Source organism: Leptolyngbya sp. NIES-2104 (assembly GCF_001485215.1).
Taxonomy (GTDB): Bacteria; Cyanobacteriota; Cyanobacteriia; order Leptolyngbyales; family Leptolyngbyaceae; genus Leptolyngbya.
Window position 1 is genome coordinate 1,000,451 of record NZ_BBWW01000001.1, and the last position, 23,355, is coordinate 1,023,805.

Genomic DNA, 23,355 nt, shown 5'->3' on the forward strand with positions numbered 1-23,355 from the left:
TCTAGCTAACACGTAAACTGTTCGAGAGCGCGGAAGCTGCCCCTAAAACGCGCTCTCCTCCCGCATTCGTCGCCGCGATTAGGACAAGCAATACGCTGTTATTTGCCTGACGTGCCAATATGACACCGCCCACGGGCTGAGGTTGACCGCCGATCGTTAAATTTCCCGTCCAATCGATCTGGACTCCACCGGGAATCGATCGAACTTCTCCGGTTTGAAATCCTTCGCCTTGTCGAAACGCATTCTGAGCCGCCGTTACCAGTGCTTCATTGGGAACTACGCCGCCCGTAATTCCAAGCTGTGATTGCGGTTGAGCGAGAACACTATAAGCCAAGTTCCCGTCTGGAGCTTCGATCAAGACCGTTCCCGCTAGCGGACTGACTTTGTAACCTTGCAAAATTCCGATGATAAAGCGATTGTTCGGATCTTTGTAGTCGCCGCTCACGGGAAGTGGAGGAGCCGTAGGAGCCGCAGGTAATGGAGCCGAAACAGTTGGCGTAACAGGAATCACCGGAGCCGTAGGAGAAACTCTCGGTGAAGCGGTGGGCGAGGGAGATGGGGAAGTCGTCGGAAGCGGAGGACGATTCGCAGGGAGAGAAGGATCAACCGGAATCGGAGCAACCGGAACACCAATTTCCCCAGTTGGAGAAGGTGAGGGCGTTTGAGCAATGCTAGAAACCGCTGTGAAGACAACGATCGCTAAAGCAAACCATCCGATCAGCCATTTACGTTTCATGCTTTTACCCTCTCAAAACTGACGGATTACCAAAATAGAAAACTCCAGCCACGCACCCGATCATCAGAGTCGCTAAAGTGGCTGCCCAAAGCGCTTTCCAGCCCAAACTTGCCAAATCTTTTCGACGCGATGGAATCAGAGTTGAAAAGCCGCCAACGAAGATTCCGACTGAAGGCAAATGAGCGAACCCACAGAGGCAATAACTAATGATGAGTAAAGCCCGATCGCTAATCGTTCCCTGACTCGCTAATACACCCAATTGCTGATAGACAGGCACTTCCGTTTCAAGCAGTCGCCGCCCAATCAACACCGATGCTTGCCAAATCTCATTCCAGTTAGCGGAAACCCCTGTAAGAAATGTCAACGGCACAAACAGCGCACCGACAATGTTTTGCAGCGTAATCACTTGGAAAATTAAGCCAATCCGTCGAACAAAGAGATTGTTACTGGTGGCTAATCCGGCAAGATTAGCAAAGAACAGATTCACGAGCGCAACCAGTCCGAGAATTGCAATTAAAAGAGCCGCGATCGCGATCGCCAATTTCACCCCGTCCATTGCTCCTAAAATCACACTTTCCATTGCACCCGATGGACGATCTGCGGTCATGCGGTCGTTTTCTGGGTCTTCTTCGGGCAGTGCTCCTAATGTCTTTGGAACTTCGGTTTCAGGCACCAGCAATTTAGAAATCACAAAACAGGCAGGAATCGCCATAATCGAAGCCGAAACTAAATGCCCGGTAATGTTTGGAAATGTGGGGCGCAATGCTCCAGCATAAAGCGCAAGAACGGTAGAAGCAATACTTCCATAACAGCAAGTTAGAATTGCACAGAGTTCGCTTCGGGTCATACTAGCGAGATAAGGACGAACCACGAGCGCGGATTCGATTCCGACAAAAATATTCATCGAGCCGCTTAATGCTTCAGCACCACTGAGATTCATTGATCGACGAAAGATCTTGGCGAAAAATTTCACGATCGGTTGAATCACACCCAAGTAATACAGAAGTGACATTAATGCAGAGAAAAAGATCACTAAAGGCAACGCTCTAAAAGCGAAGGTATACCCTAGATTGAGATTTTCAGGACTTAAGCGATCGCCTGCAACCGGAACGTACGGAGGCGTAATCGCACGAGCAATCCAACGCCCGACTAAAATCGGTCCCGGAGTCACACTCGGTTCTGGAACAAACAGCGATCCAAATAAGAATCGCGACCCCGCTTCCGTGGCATCTAAAACCGCATTAATACTATTACTCACGACGCTAATCACAAAGCGCGTCACAGGAAACGTAAACACTAACAATCCGAGAATTAGCTGTAGCGCAATCCCCCAGAGAATCACCTTCCACGGAATCACACGGCGGTTTTCAGATCCAAGCCATGCGATCGCGCACAGCACAAAGATGCCACCGAACGATAAAAAATTTAACCAAGACATTATTGATATCGACCTAGCTGCTCATTGAATCGAATTTTGAGTAAATCCAGAAGCATTTTAATCGAGTCTTGGATCAAATTCACTTTCGACCGCTTTTTCTGATGTTTCTCAGAAACTTTTGCCGGAATTTCTGCGATCGAATAGCCCCAATTTTGCGCTAAATAAATGAGTTCGACATCAAACGAAAATCCAGTCAGCGTCTGATAGAAAAAGAGTTTCTTAGCGGCTGATTTCCGAAATCCTTTTAATCCCGCCTGCATATCGCTGTACTGCAAATCGAGCATCCTACGAGGTAAAACATTAAAAATCTTTTCAGCGACTTTTTGCCCGTGGCGAACCTTCTTCTGATTGCCCCGCACTAGGCTACGATTGCCGATCGCGACATCACAAGTTTGCAATTTCTCAACTAATAAATCGAGATGCGCTAAAGAATACGCCAAGTCACTATCGAGAAAACAAATCAGATCACCTTCAGCATATTCAACGCCGCGACGAATCGCATATCCCTTTCCAGCACGCGGATGATAGGAAATCAATCGAATTTGAGGCGTTTTTGCGAGATGGATTCCAGCAGTAATAATTTCTTTTGTGCGATCGCTCGATCCATCGTTCACAAAAATAAACGTGAAGTTCGGATGCGTCTCTAAGTAGCGCAAAACCGCTTCAAATGTTCGACGAATACAAGCTTGCTCGTTATAAACCGGAAGCACGATCGAGACTTGAGCGATCGAATTCAACCGAGGGGTTGGAATTGCCCGCCCCGCCTGATGTGAAGAATTACGATGAGTTTGACTGTGGCTCTTTCGTTGTGTCCAAGTCTCGATCGGGTTCCAAAGTTTTTTCATTTCAATCACGATACAAGATTCATGCGGGCAAATCGCGATCGCATCGCTAAAAGAACTTAATCTTTCTCGACGCATAGAGACACATCTTTAACAGAATCAATCCTTCACGGAAATGAGCAATATTCGACTCTCCATAAGTTCGAGGCTGATATCGCACAGGCACATCAACGAGATGTAATCCTAACTTCGTTGCACCGAATAATAAATCAAAATCACCAAACGGATCGAAATCTCCGAAATAGCTTCGTCCTGCTGCAATTTTCTCGTAGTCGCTGCGTCGTAACACTTTCGTGCCACAAAGCGTATCTTTGATCGACTGCCCTAATAAAAACGAGAACATCAAGCTAAAAAACTTATTCGCCCAATTATTCAACCAGGGCATCGCTTTCCCCGATCGCGGATACACCAATCGCGACCCGTTGACGAATTCACCTCGATCGCTGGCAATCACTTCATAAAAATGCGGCAAATCTTCCGGCTGTACGGTCAAATCCGCATCCAGAATCATCAAAATATCACCCGTTGCCTGTGCAAATCCCAGTCGTACCGCATCCGCTTTTCCTTTCCCACTTTGCTGAAAGGCTTTAAGCGTAAATTGCGGGTGCCCTTCTTGAACGACTCGCTGAATCTCCCTCCACGTGTCATCGCGAGAATGTCCTTCTACGAAAATGACTTCGGTATGACTTCCGAGTTGAGGCAGACGCTCGATCGCATCTCGAATATTTCCCGCTTCATTCCGAGCTGGAATAATTACTGAACAAGAAGATTGATTCGTTGATGGCACTCCAAACGGTTTCGCCACAACGTAATTCGTCAAGCAAAAATGATTCAAAACCGGAAGATGTGCCAGCACCCGATTGAACAGCGGCGCGATCAGCGGCACCTGTTTCGGACACAAAAATCGACGGTTCGATCGTAGCGGCAAGTACCCGGTAATCTGGAGCAAATTCAGCACATCATCCATCGATAACCAACTTTGCGGGGGTTGTGGGCGACGCTGTCCAATTTTTTCAGCAAAATGCAACAAAGGCTGCCACAAAAAATTGTGAAACGTCAAAATCAACCGCGATCGGGCATGACAAAACGGCAGTAAATTTGCCAAAACTTGCTGCACATCACTTAAGTGTCCCAACACCCCAGAAAGGACAATAAAATCAAACTGCGTTTCTGGCAAATCTTCCAAACTCAGCGTTTCCGCATCCAAACAATAAAACTGTAAATGCGGGTATTTCGCCTGTGCTAAATCGACCATTGATCGAGAAAAATCAATCCCGACTCCAACCGCTGGATCAAGCCCAGCAAGCAAGGTTCCCGTTCCGCAACCGACTTCTAAAACGCGGCTACCGGGCGGAATGAAAAACTGATGAAAGCGATCGAGATCTTGATAGTAATAGCGATTGCGTTGGTTCCAAGCATCGAGATCAGCGGCAACGCGATCGAAATACGATCGTACCTGCGCCTTAAACGCATTTTTGTAGCTCGATTCCGACGATTTCGTAACAGAAGAAGTCATCCGCATTCGATCCGATCTCTGAAGTTTAGCCGCTCTATTTTCTCATATTGATTAATAAAGTCTTAACGAGCGATCAAATTCCGACGATTCGCCGTATTGTAATCATCAGTTGTTATTGTTCTCCGGGATAAGTGCGATCGCGCCACTGCCCGAAGTGGTGCCATTCACACCGCTGTTCCATTATTCGTATCCGGTTGCACTTGTCTTCCTAGACTGCAACGATGTAAAAAAGTTTTTGCTACTACGGTGACAAAAGTATGGTGCATAAAAGTTACTCATCCACAGTCGGTCTCGCGCTTCTTCTGACGGGAGTTGCTGTTGCAGAAGTGCAATTAGTTCGGGCGCAGACGACTTTCAAACTCCCCGATTCTGTTCCCCAAGGCACAAACGTTCGCATTGATGGTTCTGTCAGTATGGCAGCAGTCAATTCGATTTTGGAGAAGCGATTTGAACAGCAATTTCCCCAAACTCAAGTCACAGCCGCTTCTAATGGTGTCCCTGCGGGAATTCAAGCCGTTCTGAGCGGACAGGCAGATCTCGCCGCGATCGGTCGCCCACTCAATGACCAGGAAAAAGCGCAAGGCTTGAAAACGGCTCTGGTCGGACGCGACAAAATCGCGATCGTCATCGGTGCCAACAATCCCTTTAATCGAAGTTTGACGATCGACCAATTCGCCCGCATCTTCCGAGGTGAGATCACAAACTGGTCACAGGTCGGCGGTCCAAATGTGCCGATTAAATTTGTCGATCGACCCGACAGCAGCGATACTCGCGAAGCCTTCAAGAGCTATCCCGTCTTCAGACAAGCAAAATTCGCCACAGGCGCAAATGCAGTCAAGCTGAATGAAGACACAACTGAAGCGGTCGCTTCGAGCTTGGGAAATAACGGCATCAGTTACGCTACCGCCAGCCAAGCCAGAGGACTCAAGGGCGTGAAAACCGTGACGATGCACGGAACGCAACCCACCGATCTCCGCTATCCGTTCTCGCAAGCACTCTACTATGTTTACAAAGATGCCGCAAATCCAGCCGTTCAAGCCTTCTTAGGATTAGCAACGACCGAAACTGGACAAACCGCGATCGACAAATCTGGTGTAATTGAATCGATCGCTGTGGCGAAAACGACCCCCGCTGCAAAACCCACAGCAGAAACCAAACCCGCTAAACCCGCAACAACCACCGCAAAAAATAGCACTCCGACAAAAGACGGAGCAGCGACCGCCGAGAAATCAGGAAGCGGTCAAACGGTCACGGGAGCTAAACCCCAAGGCGGCGAAAACCAGCAGGGCGGTAGTTCTCAATCAGGCGGCGGTAATCCTTTAGCGTTCCTGTTCCCTGACGATAATCCGGGTGGAGCCGCTGCCGATACGGGCAGAGGACTCCCGAACTGGCTTTGGTGGCTCTTACCGATCGGTTCTGGTGCTGCCCTACTCTGGATGCTAGCAGGCGGACGACGGAATCGCCGCCGTGTCTCTAGTGGACGAGATCAAGGCGCGACCGGAACCTTCAACGCACCGGGATATACTGATCCTGATAATGGTGCTCCATATGTCGAAGGCGGATACGATCCGATTCAAACAAACGGCGACTATTCCACCACGATCGATGCTCCGGACACCAACTTAGAGTGGAACACCGAGAGCAACCAACTTGGTAATCTCGACCTCGACCCGAATGTCAGCAGCAACGTCGATCACTCAAATCCATTCGGCAATTTAGGCGGTGCAGCATTAGCCGGAGGAGCCGCCGCAGCGGGAGCTTGGGCAGTGAATCGCGATCGTAAGAGTAAAGTCGTGCTCAAATCGCGCAGTTCTCAGGAAGTCGAAGCGTTCTGGGATATTCCGACCGAAGATCGGCAAGCGATGAAACAACAAGGCGGAGAGAAGTTAGCCCTGCGCCTGTACGATGTCACCGATATCGATTTATCGCAGCACCCCGCTCACAGCGTTCAGCAATTCGAGTGTGATGAACTGACCCAGCGCCAACGCTTCCCGATCGCACTTCCCGATCGCGATTATTTAGCAGAAATCGGCTACCTCACGCCTGATAACGAATGGCTGAGTTTAGCGCGATCGTCTCATGTTCGCGTTCCGGCTGCACCGGGTAGCTCTTTCTTGGGCAATGTGACGAAAGCTGGAGGAGCCGCTGTTGCTGGAGGAGCCGCTGCTGCAACGGGCGCGGTCGATTCTGCGAAATCGTTCTTATCGGGCGATCGCGATACCGAAACGGAACCGACAACTGAGCCGCAAACTTCAGATGCTCAGTCTCCAAGCTGGTTTGAACGAATTACGCATCGTGTCGGTGATACGACAAACGATGTTACACAAACCGGAGGAGCCGCTGTTGCCGGAGCGGGAGCCGCTGCCTGGTCGTTCGTTTCGGGTCAGCGTAATTCTGAAACTACGACTCCAACCGAAACCGCATCGTTTACTCCAGAAACCGCATCGTTTACTCCAGAAACCCCATCGTTCACCACAGGTGAAACGACTGAAATTAATCCGTTCATGACGGGTGAAACCGTTGCACCACCCGTACCAACCGAGTTGGGTGAAGGTCGTTTAGTCCTGACTCCCCGGAATTCTCGCTGGGCGTATGCGACCTGGGATCTGCCTCGATCGCTGCGATCGCGAATCGATCGTGATGCAGGCGATAACTTAGTCCTGCGTTTGTACGATGTCACCGATGGCGGCACTCGTCTCCCGTCTCGCTACGAGCAGCATGACATTGATGAAATGGCGCTCTCGTGCGATGTGCCGATTCCGTTGAGCGATCGCACTTATATCGCTGAAGTCGGTTATGTGAATTCTGAAAATATCTGGACTCCGTTAGCTCGATCGACTTCCGCCCACATTCCAGCAAACTAACTCAACAAAAAAGCGGTGAAGATCATTAGGTCTTCACCGCTTTTTTTATACTGCGATCGCTAACGCGCCCAGTAAATCACCTTCTTCTCAACAAAAATAAAGAAGCCGTAGAGCAATACACCCATCAACGCCAAAATTAACAGCGCCGCGAACGCGAGTGGAACATTAAAATCAGCAGTTGCCTGCACAATCAAGAATCCCAATCCTGCATTTGAAGCAACCGATTCAGAAATCACGGTTCCAATAAACGCAAACGAAGCCGCAATCTTCAGCGATGCGAAGATGTAAGGCAGGGTATGCGGCCATCCTACTTTCTGAAACGTTTCAACCTGGTTCGCACCTAGCGCCCTCAGTACGTCTTTCATCTCCGGTTCAACCGTATCTAAACCGAGTGCCACGTTAACCGCGATCGGGAAAAATGCCAGCAAAAACGCCGTCAATGTCGCCGGAATCGCATTCGCTCCAAACCAAATTGCTAACAGTGGAACCAACGCCGCTTTTGGAATCGTGTTAAACGCCACCAACAGCGGATACAGCGTCAGATAAGCCGCCTTGGAATATCCGATAATGAATCCCAGCACCACGCCAACTACGACTGCTATCACAAATCCCAACATCGTTGTCCAGAGCGTCCGTAGCGCATTCACGGTCAGTTGAGGTGCAAAATTGATCAGCGCATTGAGAACATTCGTCGGCGCAGGTAAATTAAACGGCGGAATCTTAAAGATAATGACCGCCAACTCCCACACCACAAAGAGCAAAACCGTAGCAATAAACGGTAGCACAAAAGCAGCCGATTTTGACTTGAGATACTTTTCCATCGTTAGTTGTGGTGAATGTGTTGGCGAATGCTGGCGAAATAGTGATTAAACTCGTCGCTGATTTCCATCTCTAATGTTCTCGGACGCGGTAGCTCGATCTTGACTTTGTAAATGATCGAACTCGGACGCGGACCCATGACGTAAACCGTATCTGACAAAAACACGGCTTCCCGTAAATCGTGAGTAATCAGAATGCCGACGCACTTCACCCGCATCCAGAGATTTTGCAGCATTCCCCACATTTCTTCGCGGGTAAACGCATCTAGCGCCCCGAACGGTTCATCTAACAATAAAATTTCTGGACTATGAATCAGCGATCGACACAACGATGCCCGCTGCCGCATTCCTCCTGACAACTGCCACGGATACTGCTTCTGGAAGTCCTGCAATCGCACTGTTGCCAAGAGATCCTGCGCCATCCGAACATATTCACCTTTGCGCTGCCGAAAATCTTTTTTATACGGCTCTACAATTTCGAGCGGCAGCATCACATTGTCGATCGTATTACGCCACGGCAACATGACTGGATTTTGAAACGCGATTCCGGTGTTGCGAAGCGGCTTCTTAATCGGCGTTCCCCGGTAGCGAATTTCTCCGATCGGAGCCGGATTCAATCCTGACACCATCCGGAGAATCGAAGTCTTTCCGCAACCTGAAGGACCTACAAACGACACGAATTCACCAGGTTGAATCGAGAGGCTAACTTCCTGAATAATCCGGCGCATTGAGCCTTCAAACGGATACTCTAGACCCACTTTATCGAACTCTAACAGCGGTTCTCCGCCCTGAATGTCAGAGTCGTTCAGCAGGGAATCGATGCGAGGCTGAACCATAGTTTTTTTGAGAAAAGTAAGGTGGATAAACAAAGGGCTAAGCAAGTCGCCTAGCCCACACGAGTCTTAGGAAAGCGGTTTACGATCGCTCGGCAGTGCCCGCTCTTCTTTCGGCGGCAAGAACTTATCGGTGAAAATATCCGCGATCGCTGGCGTTGCCTTCAGTCCAAATCCTTCAGCCGTCTGCTTCAAGGTTTGTTCTAATCGTGTTGTGTCGATCGCTCCTAAACCGTTCTTTTCCACTTCTGGATTGACTAGCATTCGCTCTAACGCGATTTGCAACCGCACCTTTTCAGCTTCTCGATCCATCAGCTTCGAGTCATCCGAAGCCATCACCGCATCGAGTGCAGCCGACGGATCTTTCAACGTGTCTTGAAGCCCGCGCATATAGGCTTTAACAAATGCTCTTACGGTGTCAGGATTTTGCTCCACAAAGCTTGCTTTCGCTAAAATTGCGTTGCCATAAAATTCCAGTCCATTGTCGGTGTAGTAGAAGATGTTGACATCTTCAGGTTTTTTCCCACCTTTGAGCAATCCCGGAAGGGCTGAGGTTGCGAATCCACTGATCGCATCGACTTGTCCTTGAAGCAAGAAACTTTCTCGCAGTCTCGGCTCCATTGTCGTCCACTCAACCGAGTTCGGATCAATGCCAACTTGCTTCGCAAGCACGGGGAAAAGCTTACGAGGACCGTCTCCCGCAGGTGCACCCAGCTTTCTACCCGTTAAATCCTTGGGCGAATTAATTCCCTTGTCTTTGAGCGTTAGAATCGCAAAGGGTGCTTTGTTCTGAGTCACCGCAACCGCCATCACTCGATCGTTCGGGTTTTTCTCATTAAACTCCAGCGCGTTATACATATCGCTGAAGGACAAATCAAATTTTCCGGTTCCGAGTTTGCTAATCGTGTCAGAATTCCCGAAGCCGCGCTCATAGGAAACATTCAAACCTTCCTGAGCAAAGTAGCCGTTTTTAATCGCCAGAATCAGCGGTGCATCTAAACTTTGTTTCAAAAATGAAAGCTGAACTCGAACGGCTTTGAGTCCTTGAGGATTAGTAGCTGGACTCGCCGCAGGGCTACCTGCTGTGCCACCACCCGCTGGAGCGGTTGCATTCGGTTGAGAATTACAGCCGCCAAAGATCAGCACTGAGGCAGCAAGGAGAGATAGGCTTGAGAGTCGCTTTGATACTTTCTTCACAGTGGTTCTCCAAAAGCAAAAATCGTCGATCGCTGACGATCAACTAACAGAAAAAAGGATTGTAGGGTTTGCAAGAGAGCCGCTTCTAGTCGATGTTGAAACGGCGCGTACAGTACCAAGGCAAAAAGTCAGGCAGTACCAAAAGCTCATTGTTTGATGTCGTATACGGAATACAACACTTTCCCCTAGAGCATTATTGTGATGATTTATCATGCTTTCTGTATCTTCAGATACTTGCTTAAACCTTTCTTTAGAACTAGGAATGCTTCAGTTTCAAACGGTTCTACTCCGAAGAGATAGAATGCAATCAAACGGACAATCCAGTGTAAGATTTGCGAAAAGCCAGAGGATTCAGGCAGATTGAACCGCTCTTGTGACTTAGTTCATCAAGAATCTCGATCGCAGTCAATTTCAAGACTGAAGATAATTTCAGCAAAGTATTGATAACTTTCTATACAAACTTAAACACTTGTATTGTCCGCTGATTGCTTGTCAACGCTGTTGAGGATATTTCTTTGATGCTTTCTGCTCGATCGCTGCAACGATCCCAACTCTTACACGAACAAACCTACGAAATGCTGCGATCGGCGATTTTGTCAGGCGAACTTGCCGCCGGAAGCCGCTTGATCGAAACGCAGCTTGCCGAACAACTTCAAGTCAGCCGAACTCCGATTCGAGAAGCATTACGCCTCCTTCAGCGCGATCATCTTGTAACGGTCGATGCTCAGGGTGCGATGCGCGTGGCGCTCTTGTCGATCGAAGACGCGATTCAGCTTTATGACTGCCGCATTGCACTAGAGCAGCTTTCGGTTTCTGCGGCTTGTCGAATGGCAACTCCTGAGCAGCTTGAGCAGATTGAATCAACCTTGCAGCAAGCAGAACGAGCGATTCTGAATTCCTCTCATTCGCTGACTCCTTACCAACTTTTGCACCTAGACTATCAATTTCATCGATTGTTAGCAGAGAGTTCCGACAATACCTGGCTAGTGCAAATCTTGGATCAGGTGTTTGATAAGATGTCGCTTCTACGACTAAGAACGATCGAGCACAATCCCAACGTGTTAGAGATTCGAGGTGAGCACCGTCGGATTCTCGAAGCGATCAGAAAACGAGATGCACTTGCGGCAATGCAGGCGATTCAGTATCACCTGATTTCGAGTAAAGACCGTGTGGTAGAGGAGATTCAAGCGCTTGATCAGCACTCTCTCGAACCCTCTGAAAATTCGGAAACGTTTTAGCGATCGCATCTATCTCAAGAAGTAGATTGTATACCAAACTACAGAACATTCCAGAATTCCCACTGTATTAGTTGAGAGAGTTTTCGTATACCGGATACGCTCCGGTGTGAAGAGGAGTGAATGGAAGTTATGAGTAAGCGGCTATGGTTAGCCCCTGCTGCTGCATTGGCGGCAAGTTTTGGGCTGGTGTCGGTTGCAGTAGCGGAACCGATGATCGACCTGCAGCAAGGAAGTGTCTCGATCGGATCGCTAGACGCGACAAAAATTAAAGAAAGTCCGAAAGCCGCTGAGCCGAATCCGATTGAATCTGTGACATCGCTGTCAGATTCAACCCCGGTTAAGCCTGCAAGCGGAATGCAGCGGGTGATGTCTGTTTCAGAATTGAGCGCATCTGAAGCGAAAAAGCCCGTCACTCCTGGAATGAGCCAAGTGACTTCGGTGTCGCAGCTTTCTGATGTCAGACCCACCGATTGGGCATTTCAAGCACTGCAATCCTTGGTCGAGCGCTATGGCTGTATTGCGGGTTATCCCGATCGTACCTATCGGGGAAATCGTGCTCTCACCCGGTTTGAATTTGCAGCAGGGTTAAATGCGTGTCTCGATCGCGTCAACGAACTCATCGCAGCTTCGACGGCTGATCTCATTAAGAAAGAAGATTTAACCGCACTGCAAAAACTTCAAGAAGAATTTGCAGCCGAGTTAGCAACGTTACGCGGACGGGTCGATACGCTTGAAGCTAGAGCAACCACGCTAGAAAGGCAGCAATTCTCAACAACGACAAAACTAACCGGAAACGTTTGGTTTAACTTAACTGGAGCGTTTCCATCGGGTGATATTACAACCGAGCGGAGTCTGGCAGCAGGCGGAAGCAGCGCATTTATTCCTCCTACACGAGTTGGTGGAGTGCCAACACGAGTGGCACGGACTAGAACGCCAAGTGTCACCTTCAGCTACTATACATTTCTCAACTTGACGACTTCGTTCACTGGAAGAGATCAGTTAGTCACACAGTTGGTTTCTGGAAACGGTAACTCTCCTGCAAATGAGCTTGTTTCTTCAGGGTTCTTTAACAGCTGGGGTGTACCAATCACTGATCAAACAGGTGTGGTGACGACGGGTTCGCTTGCGGTGCGTGAACTGTTCTACTCATTTCCGCTCAATGACTCGGTGCGAGTAGCATTTGGTCCACGTCTCAACTTCTACCGCTATTTTGATCAAAACCGCTTCACCTTCTTCTTAACCGGAGCAAGCAGCTTTAACTCTAGCGGTAGTACCCTTGTGAATGCGGTCGATCGCGGTTCTGGTGCTGTTGTGATCTGGAACATCACCCCGCAATTCCGTCTTACTGGGGCATATTTGGCAGAAAACACCGAATTCTTGAACCCCGCAGCAGGCTTCAACACTTCAAGCAATCCCTCACGCGGACTTTTCCGCAGCACCAACACAATCAGTGCTGAGCTTGCTTATTCTCCCAGTTCCGCGTTCAACTTCCGTTTCTTGTATACACGATCGAATCTGTTCCCCTACAACGGCTTTATCGGTGGTGGTGTAGGTGAACCTGTTCCTTACGGTTATCTCGATGACGGCTTTGGGGGCAGATTGCGCGATTCGACCGCAGATGCGATCGTGGCAAACTTTGATTGGTTGATCACGCCGAAATTTGGGGTGTTTGGGCGATACTCTTACGGTCGTACCGAAATCAATCCGGTCAGTCCGATCCGGGCAGAAGGTAGCGTTCGTGTTCAGTCGTTCCAGTTTGGTCTTGGCTTCCCTGACTTGGGTAAGAAAGGGGCGCTAGGTGTACTTTCGTTCTTGGTGCCTCACCAGTACCTCAGCGGTCGTCAATTTCTGCTGTCAGGTAATGGTGATGGTGGAACGCAGTACGAGTTAGAAGCTTCTTACTTCTATCCGGTGAATCGTAATTTAGCGATCGTGCCTTCGTTCTACGCGATCTTTAACCCGAATAACTTCGATAGCAATCCAACTGTTTTTGTCGGCAACGTCCGGACGCAGTTTAGTTTCTAACTTCCGTTTTCACTCTGTCGATTTTCCCTCTCTGATGGCAGTTCAGAGGGGGACTTCTTTCTCTAGACAGTACACGAGCAAAAAACGGGTTCGTATACTGAAGATTCTGTCTAGAGGGTTGATGATGCCATTTCGATCGCTTGCTGTCTTCCGCTCTTTACGATCACGCAATTACCGCCTGTTTTTTTCAGGGCAAGGCTTATCGTTGATCGGAACTTGGATGACACAAACAGCGGTGATTTGGCTGGTTTATCACTTGACTAATTCTGCATTGATGTTGGGTGTTGTTGGTTTTGCTCAACAGGCTCCAAACTTTATTCTCAGTCCGTTTGCAGGGGTATTAGTCGATCGCTGGAATCGTCGGAATACGCTGATTGCAACTCAAGTGTTGTCAATGCTGCAATCGCTGGCTTTAACGATTCTGGCGTTCACAGGTACGATCGAAATTTGGCACATTATTGCTCTGAGTGTGTTTCAGGGTTGCGTGAATGCGGTCGATATGCCGACACGTCAATCGTTTGTGGTGGAATTGGTCGAGAAGCGCGAAGATCTGGGAAATGCGATCGCGCTGAACTCTTCGATTTTTAATAGCGCGAGATTAGTCGGACCTGCGATCGCAGGATTGCTCGTGGCAGCAGTGGGAACGACGGCTTGTTTTGCGATCGATACAGTGAGCTATTTTGCTGTGCTTTTAGGCTTGTTTGCTATGCGGCTCAAACCTAGAATTATTTCGACTAAAGCATCACACTCAGGCGTACTCGCACAATTGCGAGAAGGACTCGCTTACTCGTTTGGATTTCCACCGATTCGAGCGATTCTCTTGTTAATTGGCTTAGTCAGTTTTGTTGGAATGCCCTACATGGTATTGGCTCCAGTCTTTGCAACACAGTACTTAAAAGGTGGAGCCGAAACACTCGGATTTCTGATGGCGGCTTCTGGACTGGGTGCCCTCTGTTCTGCGCTTTATCTTGGATCGCGTCGAAGTGTCGTTGGACTAGGGAAAATTATGGCGATCGCTCCCGCTGGATTTGGAACTGCCATTATCGTTTTCTCACAGTCCCGAATGCTCTGGTTATCACTAATCGCGATGTTTTTCGCAGGTGCAAGTTTAATTCTGCAATCGACTTCAGGAAATACGATTCTACAAACGATCGTAGATGAAGATAAACGGGGTCGCGTCATGAGTCTATATGCACTTGCCTTCACGAGCATGGTCACGTTTGGCAATCTCATCGCAGGAAGTTTAGCGAATCAAATCGGTGCTCCTAATACCCTCATGGTTGGCGGTGTAATTTGTATTGCGGGATCGCTCTTCTTCGGTCGTCAGTTACCTGCACTCCGGCAATTGGTGATTCCAATTTATGCCCGACTTGGTATTCTTCAATCTCCTCATCCTTATCAGCCTCATCCTTAGTGGAGGTGCTTGTGACTACTATCGCTACAAATCGCGATCGCGTTTCTCTCAAAACCTGGATCGGTGTTTTCGGAACCGTTCTTGGTGCATTCATGGCAGTGTTGGATATTCAAATCACGAATTCATCTCTTCGAGATATCCAAGCTGCATTGGGCGCAACGTTAGAAGAAGGCTCTTGGATCTCGACTTCTTATTTGGTTGCAGAAATTATTGTAATTCCATTAACCGGATGGCTGTCACAAGTATTTTCCGTACGGCGATATTTATTAGTCAATGCGACGTTGTTCGTGTGTTTCTCGATCGCGTGTGCATTCGCGTGGAATCTCCCTTCGATGATCGTTGCGCGAGCCTTTCAAGGATTCACCGGAGGAATTCTCATTCCGATGGCGTTCACAGTGCTACTCACAACACTGCCCCCATCAAAACAACCGATTGGAATGGCATTGTTTGGAATCACTGCGACGTTTGCGCCTTCGATCGGTCCAACGTTTGGCGGATGGTTGACTGAAAATTTCAGTTGGCATTATGTTTTCTATATCAATCTCATTCCAGGATTATTGTTAATTGCTGCGGTTTGGTATGCGATCGATCCAAAACCGATGCAGCTCAACCTACTCAAACAAGGCGACTGGGGCGGAATCGTCGCAATGGCGATCGGGCTTGGATCGCTGCAAGTCGTTTTAGAAGAAGGGAGTCGCAAAGACTGGTTTAGCTCAAATTTAATTTTACGACTCTCGGTTTTAGCGGTGATTTTCTTGTCGATCTTTTTCACGATCGAACTCATCCGCAAACGCCCATTTATTAACTTACGCCTGCTCAAAGAGCGCAATTTTGGTTTAGCCAGCATTATCAATGTCAGTCTAGGCTTAGGACTCTACGGCTCGGTTTACATTTTGCCGCTCTACTTAGGACAAATTCAAGGCTATACCGCGATGCAAATCGGGGAAGTTTTGATGTGGGTTGGATTTCCCCAGTTGCTTGTGATTCCCTTTGTGCCGAAATTAATGCAAAAAATTGATGTTCGATTGCTAATTGCCATCGGAGTCGTTTTGTTCTCGACAAGCTGCTTTATGAATTCCCACTTAACGATTGATTCTGGTATCGATCAATTACGCTGGTCACAACTTGTAAGAGCAATGGGACAGCCGCTGATCATGGTTCCCCTCTCCACCGTTGCAACCGCTGGATTGCCCTCTGCACAAGCAGGTTCCGCATCAGGACTCTTCAATATGATGCGAAACTTAGGAGGCTCATTCGGAATTGCTGCTGTCGCAACACTCCTGACTCAACGCGAACAATTCCACTCAAATCGACTCGGTGAATCCGTTTCACCTTACAATCCCGCTGCTCAAGAAGCGATCAATCAAGCGACACAGTATTTTGTTAGTCGCGGTTCAGATTTAGCCACAGCACAAAACCAGGCGATTTTATTGATCGCGAATCGAGTCCGACAGCAAGCATACATTCAAGCATTCAACGATTGCTTCTATTTCATTGCGATCGCGCTTTTAATCAGTGGAATTGCCGTTCTATTCATCAAAAAAGTAAAAGCTTCTGGCATGTCTGCCGCCCACTAGGGCGTGTTTTAAAGGCTTTTCACTCCGTTGCTCACTCGCCCCGAATTCCATTCCGGGGCGAGTGAGCAACGGAGTCCACTGAAGGGGACTAACAGCCAATTTGAGTCTCTTGAGTCCTTTTCAAAGGACTTCGCACCGATAGCCCCGAATTTCATTCCGGGGCGGAAGTGAACGAAGCGAGAGATTTTGAAACACACCCTAGCCCATTTTTACGATCGCTACAACTTACGATCGCTTCAACATCTACATTGCCGATTTTTCAAACGATCTCACTCTATTTTTCCCAAATTTAAAGTGAGCTTTATTTTGACCATTGGGAAAAATAGACCTAGAAAATTCTTGGGCAAGTCATAAAAGCCTAAATCTAGGAAAAATAGGCATGTTAGTTGATGATTCTTCAACCGATTCTCCGAGCGGTTTGCTGGGCATTCGTAGCCGGATGCACTTTAGCGGACGGTTAGATGTCTTCACCAGCGGACAGCACTGGAGCTTATACCTCTACATGGGTCGGCTCATCTGGGCAACAGGTGGACCGCATCCTCGTCGCCGCTGGCATCGTTATCTGACTCAGCACTGTCCTCAATTGAATCCGGGCGCAATTGCACTTCCAGCAACCGATACTCCTTGTCATGACTATCATGCACTTGCAGTCTTGGTCAAACGGCAACAAATCAGTCCAGAACAAGCCGTCGCGGTCATTCGCAGTACGGTTGTCGATGTGCTGTTTGACATTATCCAGCAAGAAGAAACCCGTCCCGTCACGTTCAAATCCGATGCTGACGACCTGTTAGAGGCATCGCTGGCACTACTCAATGCCGAGCAACTTCTGAGCGAAGTTCAACAACAGTGGAATACTTGGCGATCGCTGGGACTTGCCGATCATTCTCCCAACCTTGCACCCGTCCTTCGCCATCCCGAACAACTCCAAGAACACGCCCCAGAAAAAGTTTATAAAATGCTCGTCTCGCTCGTAGACGGTCGGAGAACGCTGCGCGACCTCGCGATGCTGATGAAGCAAGACTTACTCCAACTGACCCGCGTTCTCGTGCCGCTCTATCGAAAGGGACTCGTTGCACTGACTAAAATTCCCGATCTCACGCCTCTAGGAGTGCGCTCAGAAGAGGTGCCAACCTCTGGATCAGCGCGCTCCAGCGTTCCCAACTCCGGCACAACTCGCTTCGGCATTGTGTCCTCTTCCCCGATCGCAGGTTCAAACAATGCGCCTCTGATAGCCTGCATTGATGACAGCGTGCGGGAATGCCAAATTATGGAGCGCATTGTCACCGAAGCAGGCTATCAGTTCATAGGCATTCAAGATTCGATTCAGGCATTACCTACTCTGCTAGAGAAAAAACCGGGATTGATCTTTCTCGATCTCGTCATGCCGATCGCCAATGGCTACGAAATTTGTGCTCAAATTCGTCGAGTGTCCGTCTTCAAGAACACCCCGATTGTTATTTTGACGAGTAACGACGGAATCATAGATCGGGTTCGGGCGAAATTCGTCGGCTCTTCGGGATTTCTAGCCAAACCCGTTGATGCCGATCGTGTATTAGCTGTCGCACGAAAAGTACTGCCCATTCACGATTGAACGGTGACAATCCCTCAATCTCAAACTCGGAGGAATGTATGAAAACGGTTCTGGTCGTCGAAGATAGTATGACCGAAATGCAGCTTCTCACAAGCTATCTACAAAAAGCAGGCTTAACTGTGGTGAGTGCCCAAAGTGGCGAAGAAGCGCAAACGAAACTGATGGTTCAAATCCCTGACTTAATCGTGCTGGACGTGATTTTGCCCGGTCAAAGCGGGTTTGAACTCTGCCGCGAACTGAAAGCTGATCCTAAAACAAACCAAATTCCCGTCGTCATCTGCTCAACCAAAGACACTGATGTCGACATGATGTGGGGCAATCTATTAGGTGCAAACGCTTATCTTCCCAAGCCTGTTGATCCGACTGCCCTCCTGAGTACGATTCGTCAACTCATGGTGATCTAACGATGTTTGCTGAATTCTCGACATCGCCCCTGTCAACTGCTTCGATTACCAGTTTGGAATCATTGCTAAATCCACCTGCTGCGATCGAGCCACTGCAAAAATTTCTCCGGTTCCAGATTGATTCAACTCAATCGATGCTGCTTCCAGTCGAAGAAATTGCAGCAGTACAGACGCTTCACATCTTGGACATTTTGCCTGTTCCACAGATGAGCGCCTGTATTTTAGGCATGTCGAACTGGCGAGGTGAAGCACTTTGGCTGGTGGATTTATCTCAACAGTTAGGCTTTAAAGCGATCGCTCAACAAGCTGACCGAGTTACCACCCTCAGCGCGATCGTGATTCAATCCGGTCGAAAATCCCTTGGTCTTATCGTTCGAGAAATTGACGAAATTGAGGAGTACAACCTAGATAACTTGGTGATCCCCTCTCCTGATTTGTTTCCTCAATCCATTTCTCCATTTATCAAAGGATATTTTACGCACGATCGCAGCGTTGTCTTAAGTGGTGCCGCGATTCTGCAAGACCCAGCTTTACACGTTCATCATTTGAATTCCCTTTAATTTTTCCTAGCCTCCTGGAGACTGCTCATGTCCGCATCGCGTCGTACTGAACCCACTCTTGATATGTCCTCTATGTTTTCCGCAGAACCCACCCTTGAAGAATTTACTGCTTTTCTCTCAGAGACCCCTGTCGAACCAAACGGAATGGATTCTACGATCGACTTTCAAGAACCGACAGAGAACGGTTCTAGCCGACCGGAATTAGAGGACACTGGGCGAGAAATCCAGCAAGTCGTAACGGCTCTCACTGGATTAAAATCAGAACTCAAACGTGCCGGACTTTTAGACAAGCCAAACGTTCAAAACCTCTTTCGTCAAGTGGCTGAGTTTGCTGCAAATCAGCCAAAGAAATCGAATCAGCAAGGCGCATCGAGGGAACTCCGCTATCAACGCAAACAACTCAGCGCGATCGCGGCTCAAATGCGCCAAATGCCCGATCTCGATACGTTGCTAAAAGTGTTCGTCAAGATTGCTCGCGAAACATTGCAAGTCGATCGAGCAATTATTTACCGATTCGGATCACAAGACACTGGCTCGATCGTGGCTGAATCGCTCCAACGGGGATGGACTCCCGCTTTAGGTGAATCACCTGCTGTCACTTGCTTTTGTTTCGATCAACCCGAAGACTATGTGAAGCAACAAGTTGTCGTGATCGAAGATGTGAATCGCGTCGATTTGATGCCATACCAACATCAGCTTCTCGAACAACTTCAAGTAAAAGCCAGTCTGAGCCTACCAATTCGCGTCTCTGGTCAAGCATGGGGCTTACTCGTCGTGCACCAATGCTCTCGTACCCGACTCTGGCAAGAAGTTGAAATTAATCTCCTGCATCAACTGTGTTTAGAACTAACGATCAATCTACAGCAGTCGGAGTTCTCGACCAAGTTGGCTCAGCAAGATGAAGCAGAACGGGCGATTTTCAAAGTGATCGATCGCATTCGTCGATCGCTCGATATTGAGACTGTTTTCCGCACCACAACTCAAGAAATCCGACAGTTATTGAGAGCCGATCGAGTTAGTATTTATCGCTTTGAAGAAGATTGGAGCGGGGAATTTGTGGCGGAAGCGATCGCGCCTGGTTGGAGTTCGCTACTTCAAGAGCAACTCGACAATCCCGTCTTGAAGCAAAACGTTATTGAATGTAGTGCGAAAACCTTCGGGAATGGATCAACGCGGTTAACTGATACCTATCTTCAGCAGACCCAAGGTGGCAAACTCGCGCAAGGAACAGCTTTCCGTACAGTGAGCGATATCTACGAAGCTGGCTTCTCGCCGTGTTACGTCGAAATGCTGGAGCGTTATCAAGCGAGAGCTTATGTGATTGTTCCGATTCTGCGAAACCAGAAACTTTGGGGATTGCTGGCGGCGTACCAGAATTCGGGTCCCCGTTGTTGGCAGGATGCCGAGGTTGCACTCATGACACGGCTTGGAACACAGCTAGGAGTCGCGATTCAGCAGGCTGAAAACTTGCAGCAAGTGCGATCGCAAACCGAGCAACTCTCAAAAGTCGCGGAACGAGAACGGGCAGCAGCGCGAGTGGTTGATAAGATACGCACATCACTCGACCTCAATACTATCTTCAAGACGGCAACTCAAGAGGTGCGGCAGTTCTTAAGCACTGATCGCGTGGGGGTCTATCGATTTAACCCAGATTGGAGTGGTGAATTCGTCTCAGAATCCGTTACACCAGGCTGGATTTCGCTGATGGAAGAACAACTTCAGAATGCTTCATTCAAGGAGAATGCTAGCGATTGCGACATCAAAACGATCGGGAAAGCGAAATCGATCGATACTTACCTCCAGCAAACTCAGGGCGGAGCCTACACGAAAGGGGCGAACTTTAGAGCCGTTGCAGACATCTACAAGGCGGGATTTTCACCCTGCTACCTCAATGTCCTAGAACATTACCAAGCTAGAGCCTACATCATCGTTCCCATTATGCAGGGTGAGAAGCTGTGGGGATTGTTGGCAGCCTATCAAAATTCTGGGGTGCGGCACTGGGAAGAGTCTGAAATTACTTTGATGATTCAAATCGGAACTCAGCTTGGGGTCGCTATTCAGCAGGCGGAGTATCTGAAGCAGGTTGAAACTCAGACCGAACAATTGGCAAAATCGGCAGCACGAGAACGCAACTTTATTCGCGTGATCGATCAGGTGAATAAGTCGGTACTGGAGCGAATTCGCCAGTTTGATGACATTGAAACGATTTTCGGACAAACTACGCAGCAGATTCGACAATGTTTGCAGGTCGATCGCATTGCTATCTATCGCTTCAATGAGGATTGGGGTGGCTCATTCGTTTCAGAATCAGTTGCACCGGGTTGGTCGCGGTTAGTGGAGGCTGCTGTTCACACGGCTTGGGATGATACCCATCTGCAAGAAACTCAAGGCGGACGATATCGGAACAACGAAAGTTTCGTGGTCGATGATATCTACAACGTGGGTCATTTACCGTGCCACATTGAGATGCTAGAACAGTTTCAAGTCAAGGCATATTTGATTGTGCCAATCTTTTCAGGACAGAAGCTTTGGGGCTTGATGGGAGCTTATCAGAACAGTGGTTCGCGTCACTGGGAAGAATCTGAAGTAAATGTGCTGACTCAACTCGGTGCCCAGTTAGGAGTCGCAATTCAGCAATCGGAATATCTGTCGCAGATTCAGCGGCAAGCAGAGCGGGAAAAGATTTTAACAAAAGTCAGCGATCGTATTCGGCACTCGATCGACATTATGCGCCAATCTTCAGATATCAGTTCAATCTTCCAAGTGACAACTCAAGATATTCGCCAACTCATAAAAGTCGATCGCGCGGCAATCTACCGCTTCAATCCAGACTGGAGCGGTGATTTCATTTACGAATCGGTTGCGAGTGGCTGGGGCAAGCTGGTCGGAACTGAAGTCGGAACCAACGTAAAAGATACCTACCTGCGTGAGACTCAAGGGGGACGCTACCGCAACCGGGAAAGCTTAGCGATTAGTGATATCTACAATGCAAGTCACGATCCTTGCCACATTGAGCTTTTAGAGAAGTTTGAGGCGAGAGCTTATGTCCTTGTTCCTGTCTTCAAAAGTCAAGAACTTTGGGGAATTCTCGCAGTTTATCAGAACGGCGAGACTCGCCATTGGGAAGAAGCGGATGTTGTCTTGCTCAATCAGATTGCGGGACAGCTTGGAGTCGCGCTCGAACAAGTAGACTCGCTAGAAAAACTCAAAACGCAGTCTGAACAATTGATGCAAGCTGCTCAACGTGAAAAGACTGCAAAAGAACAATTGCAAATGCAGGTGATTCAATTACTAGGAGCGATCAAGCCTGTATTCTCAGGAGATTTAACGGTTCGAGTTCCAGTCGTTGAAAATGAAGTCGGCACGATCGCTGATGCTTACAACAACACAATTCAGAGCTTGCGAAAGATTGTGACTCAGGTACAAACTTCCGCAACGAAAGTGACAAGTACTTCTCGAAGCAGTAGTGGTGCGATCATGAAGCTGACTCAGCAAGCTGAACAGCAACTACAGGAAGTGACTCGTGCTTTAGATCAGCTTCAAGCAATGATTAGTTCGACTCAAGCAGTAGCAGCAAATGCTCGTCAGGTCGAAACTGCACTACAACAAGCAAACCACACGGTTCGATCAGGTGATGCCGCGATGAACCGGACTGTAGATGGAATTCTAGCGATCCGAGAAACGGTGGCGGAAACCAGTAAGAAAATTAAGCGACTGAGTGAATCGTCTCAGAAGATCTCGAAAGTCGTGAGTTTGATTAGCAGTTTCACCACTCAGACTCAATTGTTGGCGCTGAATGCTTCGATCGAGGCGACGCGTGCTGGAGAGTATGGACGCGGATTTACAGTGGTTGCAGATGAAGTACGATCGCTTGCAAGACAATCCGCTGAGGCGACTCGTGAGATTGAAAAGCTGGCACAAGAAATTCAATCGGAAACGAGTGCAGTCGCGACCGCAATGGATACTGGAATTCAGCAAGTCGTGAGCGGGACTGGATTGGTCAATGACACTCGCCAGCAGTTGACTGAGATCATGACTGCGACTTCACAAATTAGTCAGTTAGTTCATGGGATTACTCAGGCAACCTTAGCGCAGACTCAGCAATCCAAACTGGTGACGCAAGCCATGACCGATGTAGCAACCTTAGCGAATAAAAACTCAGCTCAGTCAGGTCAAATTTCTGCTTCGTTCCAAGAATTGCTGACCACCGCACAACACCTGCAAACCAGTGTTGGACAGTTCAAAGTGAGTTAGGGAATTTAAGGTTAAGTTCTGGAATTTCTGGAACTTAACTTTGATCGC

The 23,355-nt window shown here is 48.5% G+C and carries 16 protein-coding genes; 9 read left to right on the forward strand and 7 right to left on the reverse strand.

Features of this window, described 5'->3' with window-relative positions:
• Position 1: 1 nt before the first annotated feature.
• Genes NIES2104_RS04620 through NIES2104_RS04635 form a run of 4 tightly spaced genes read right to left on the reverse strand, consistent with a single transcriptional unit; the run spans position 2 to position 4,532 of the window.
• On the reverse strand, positions 2–736 hold the full coding sequence (locus tag NIES2104_RS04620) for a hypothetical protein (RefSeq protein WP_058996197.1): 735 nt from the start codon (positions 734–736) through the stop codon (positions 2–4).
• A gap of 4 nt (positions 737–740) precedes the next feature.
• On the reverse strand, positions 741–2,174 hold the full coding sequence (locus NIES2104_RS04625; RefSeq protein WP_058996199.1) for a NupC/NupG family nucleoside CNT transporter: 1,434 nt from the start codon (positions 2,172–2,174) through the stop codon (positions 741–743).
• Positions 2,174–3,094 carry a glycosyltransferase gene (locus NIES2104_RS04630; RefSeq protein WP_225895206.1) on the reverse strand — a complete coding sequence of 307 codons (921 nt, stop codon included), beginning with the start codon at positions 3,092–3,094 and terminating at the stop codon, positions 2,174–2,176. The genes NIES2104_RS04625 and NIES2104_RS04630 overlap by 1 nt, the downstream gene beginning before the upstream one ends.
• Positions 3,066–4,532 carry a glycosyltransferase gene (locus NIES2104_RS04635; protein WP_059001563.1) on the reverse strand — a complete coding sequence of 489 codons (1,467 nt, stop codon included), beginning with the start codon at positions 4,530–4,532 and terminating at the stop codon, positions 3,066–3,068. Before NIES2104_RS04635 ends, NIES2104_RS04630 begins: the two co-directional genes overlap by 29 nt.
• A 257-nt stretch (positions 4,533–4,789) precedes the next feature.
• Between NIES2104_RS04635 and NIES2104_RS04640 the strand changes: the two genes are divergently transcribed.
• Positions 4,790–7,396, forward strand: coding sequence for a DUF4912 domain-containing protein (locus NIES2104_RS04640; protein WP_058996201.1), 2,607 nt, complete (start codon positions 4,790–4,792; stop codon positions 7,394–7,396).
• 59 nt (positions 7,397–7,455) lie between these two features.
• On the opposite strand, the gene NIES2104_RS04645 is transcribed toward NIES2104_RS04640, so the two are convergent.
• The 3 genes from NIES2104_RS04645 to NIES2104_RS04655 all read right to left on the reverse strand — a co-directional run bounded on the left by NIES2104_RS04645 (position 7,456) and on the right by NIES2104_RS04655 (position 10,244).
• Entirely contained in the window at positions 7,456–8,217 is a 762-nt protein-coding gene (locus NIES2104_RS04645; protein ID WP_058996202.1) for an ABC transporter permease, read from the reverse strand.
• Positions 8,218–8,219: 2 nt separating this feature from the next.
• Positions 8,220–9,050: an ABC transporter ATP-binding protein gene (locus tag NIES2104_RS04650; protein WP_058996204.1), complete on the reverse strand. Its 831-nt coding sequence runs from the start codon at positions 9,048–9,050 to the stop codon at positions 8,220–8,222.
• A gap of 66 nt (positions 9,051–9,116) precedes the next feature.
• Positions 9,117–10,244, reverse strand: a complete 1,128-nt coding sequence (locus NIES2104_RS04655; RefSeq protein ID WP_058996206.1) for an ABC transporter substrate-binding protein — start codon at positions 10,242–10,244, stop codon at positions 9,117–9,119.
• Between the two features lie 518 nt (positions 10,245–10,762).
• Here NIES2104_RS04655 and NIES2104_RS04660 point away from each other — a divergent pair.
• From NIES2104_RS04660 to NIES2104_RS04695, 8 genes are all read left to right on the forward strand, one after another.
• Entirely contained in the window at positions 10,763–11,482 is a 720-nt protein-coding gene (locus NIES2104_RS04660) for a GntR family transcriptional regulator (RefSeq protein WP_192843644.1), read from the forward strand.
• 129 nt (positions 11,483–11,611) lie between these two features.
• Positions 11,612–13,507 (forward strand): iron uptake porin, encoded by a 1,896-nt coding sequence (locus NIES2104_RS04665; protein ID WP_059001565.1) that lies wholly within the window; start codon positions 11,612–11,614, stop codon positions 13,505–13,507.
• Positions 13,508–13,631: 124 nt separating this feature from the next.
• Positions 13,632–14,921 carry an MFS transporter gene (locus tag NIES2104_RS04670; RefSeq protein ID WP_058996209.1) on the forward strand — a complete coding sequence of 430 codons (1,290 nt, stop codon included), beginning with the start codon at positions 13,632–13,634 and terminating at the stop codon, positions 14,919–14,921.
• Positions 14,922–14,932: 11 nt separating this feature from the next.
• The gene (locus NIES2104_RS04675) at positions 14,933–16,498 is read left to right on the forward strand and encodes a DHA2 family efflux MFS transporter permease subunit (protein ID WP_082690103.1); all 1,566 of its coding nucleotides are present in this window, start codon (positions 14,933–14,935) and stop codon (positions 16,496–16,498) included.
• Between the two features lie 379 nt (positions 16,499–16,877).
• Positions 16,878–18,089 carry a response regulator gene (locus tag NIES2104_RS04680; protein ID WP_058996212.1) on the forward strand — a complete coding sequence of 404 codons (1,212 nt, stop codon included), beginning with the start codon at positions 16,878–16,880 and terminating at the stop codon, positions 18,087–18,089.
• Between the two features lie 38 nt (positions 18,090–18,127).
• A complete protein-coding gene (locus NIES2104_RS04685) occupies positions 18,128–18,493 on the forward strand; it encodes a response regulator transcription factor (RefSeq protein WP_058996214.1) in 366 nt (121 codons plus the stop codon).
• A gap of 2 nt (positions 18,494–18,495) precedes the next feature.
• Positions 18,496–19,053 carry a chemotaxis protein CheW gene (locus tag NIES2104_RS04690; RefSeq protein WP_058996216.1) on the forward strand — a complete coding sequence of 186 codons (558 nt, stop codon included), beginning with the start codon at positions 18,496–18,498 and terminating at the stop codon, positions 19,051–19,053.
• 27 nt (positions 19,054–19,080) lie between these two features.
• Positions 19,081–23,307 carry a GAF domain-containing protein gene (locus NIES2104_RS04695; protein WP_225895207.1) on the forward strand — a complete coding sequence of 1,409 codons (4,227 nt, stop codon included), beginning with the start codon at positions 19,081–19,083 and terminating at the stop codon, positions 23,305–23,307.
• Positions 23,308–23,355 lie beyond the last annotated feature (48 nt).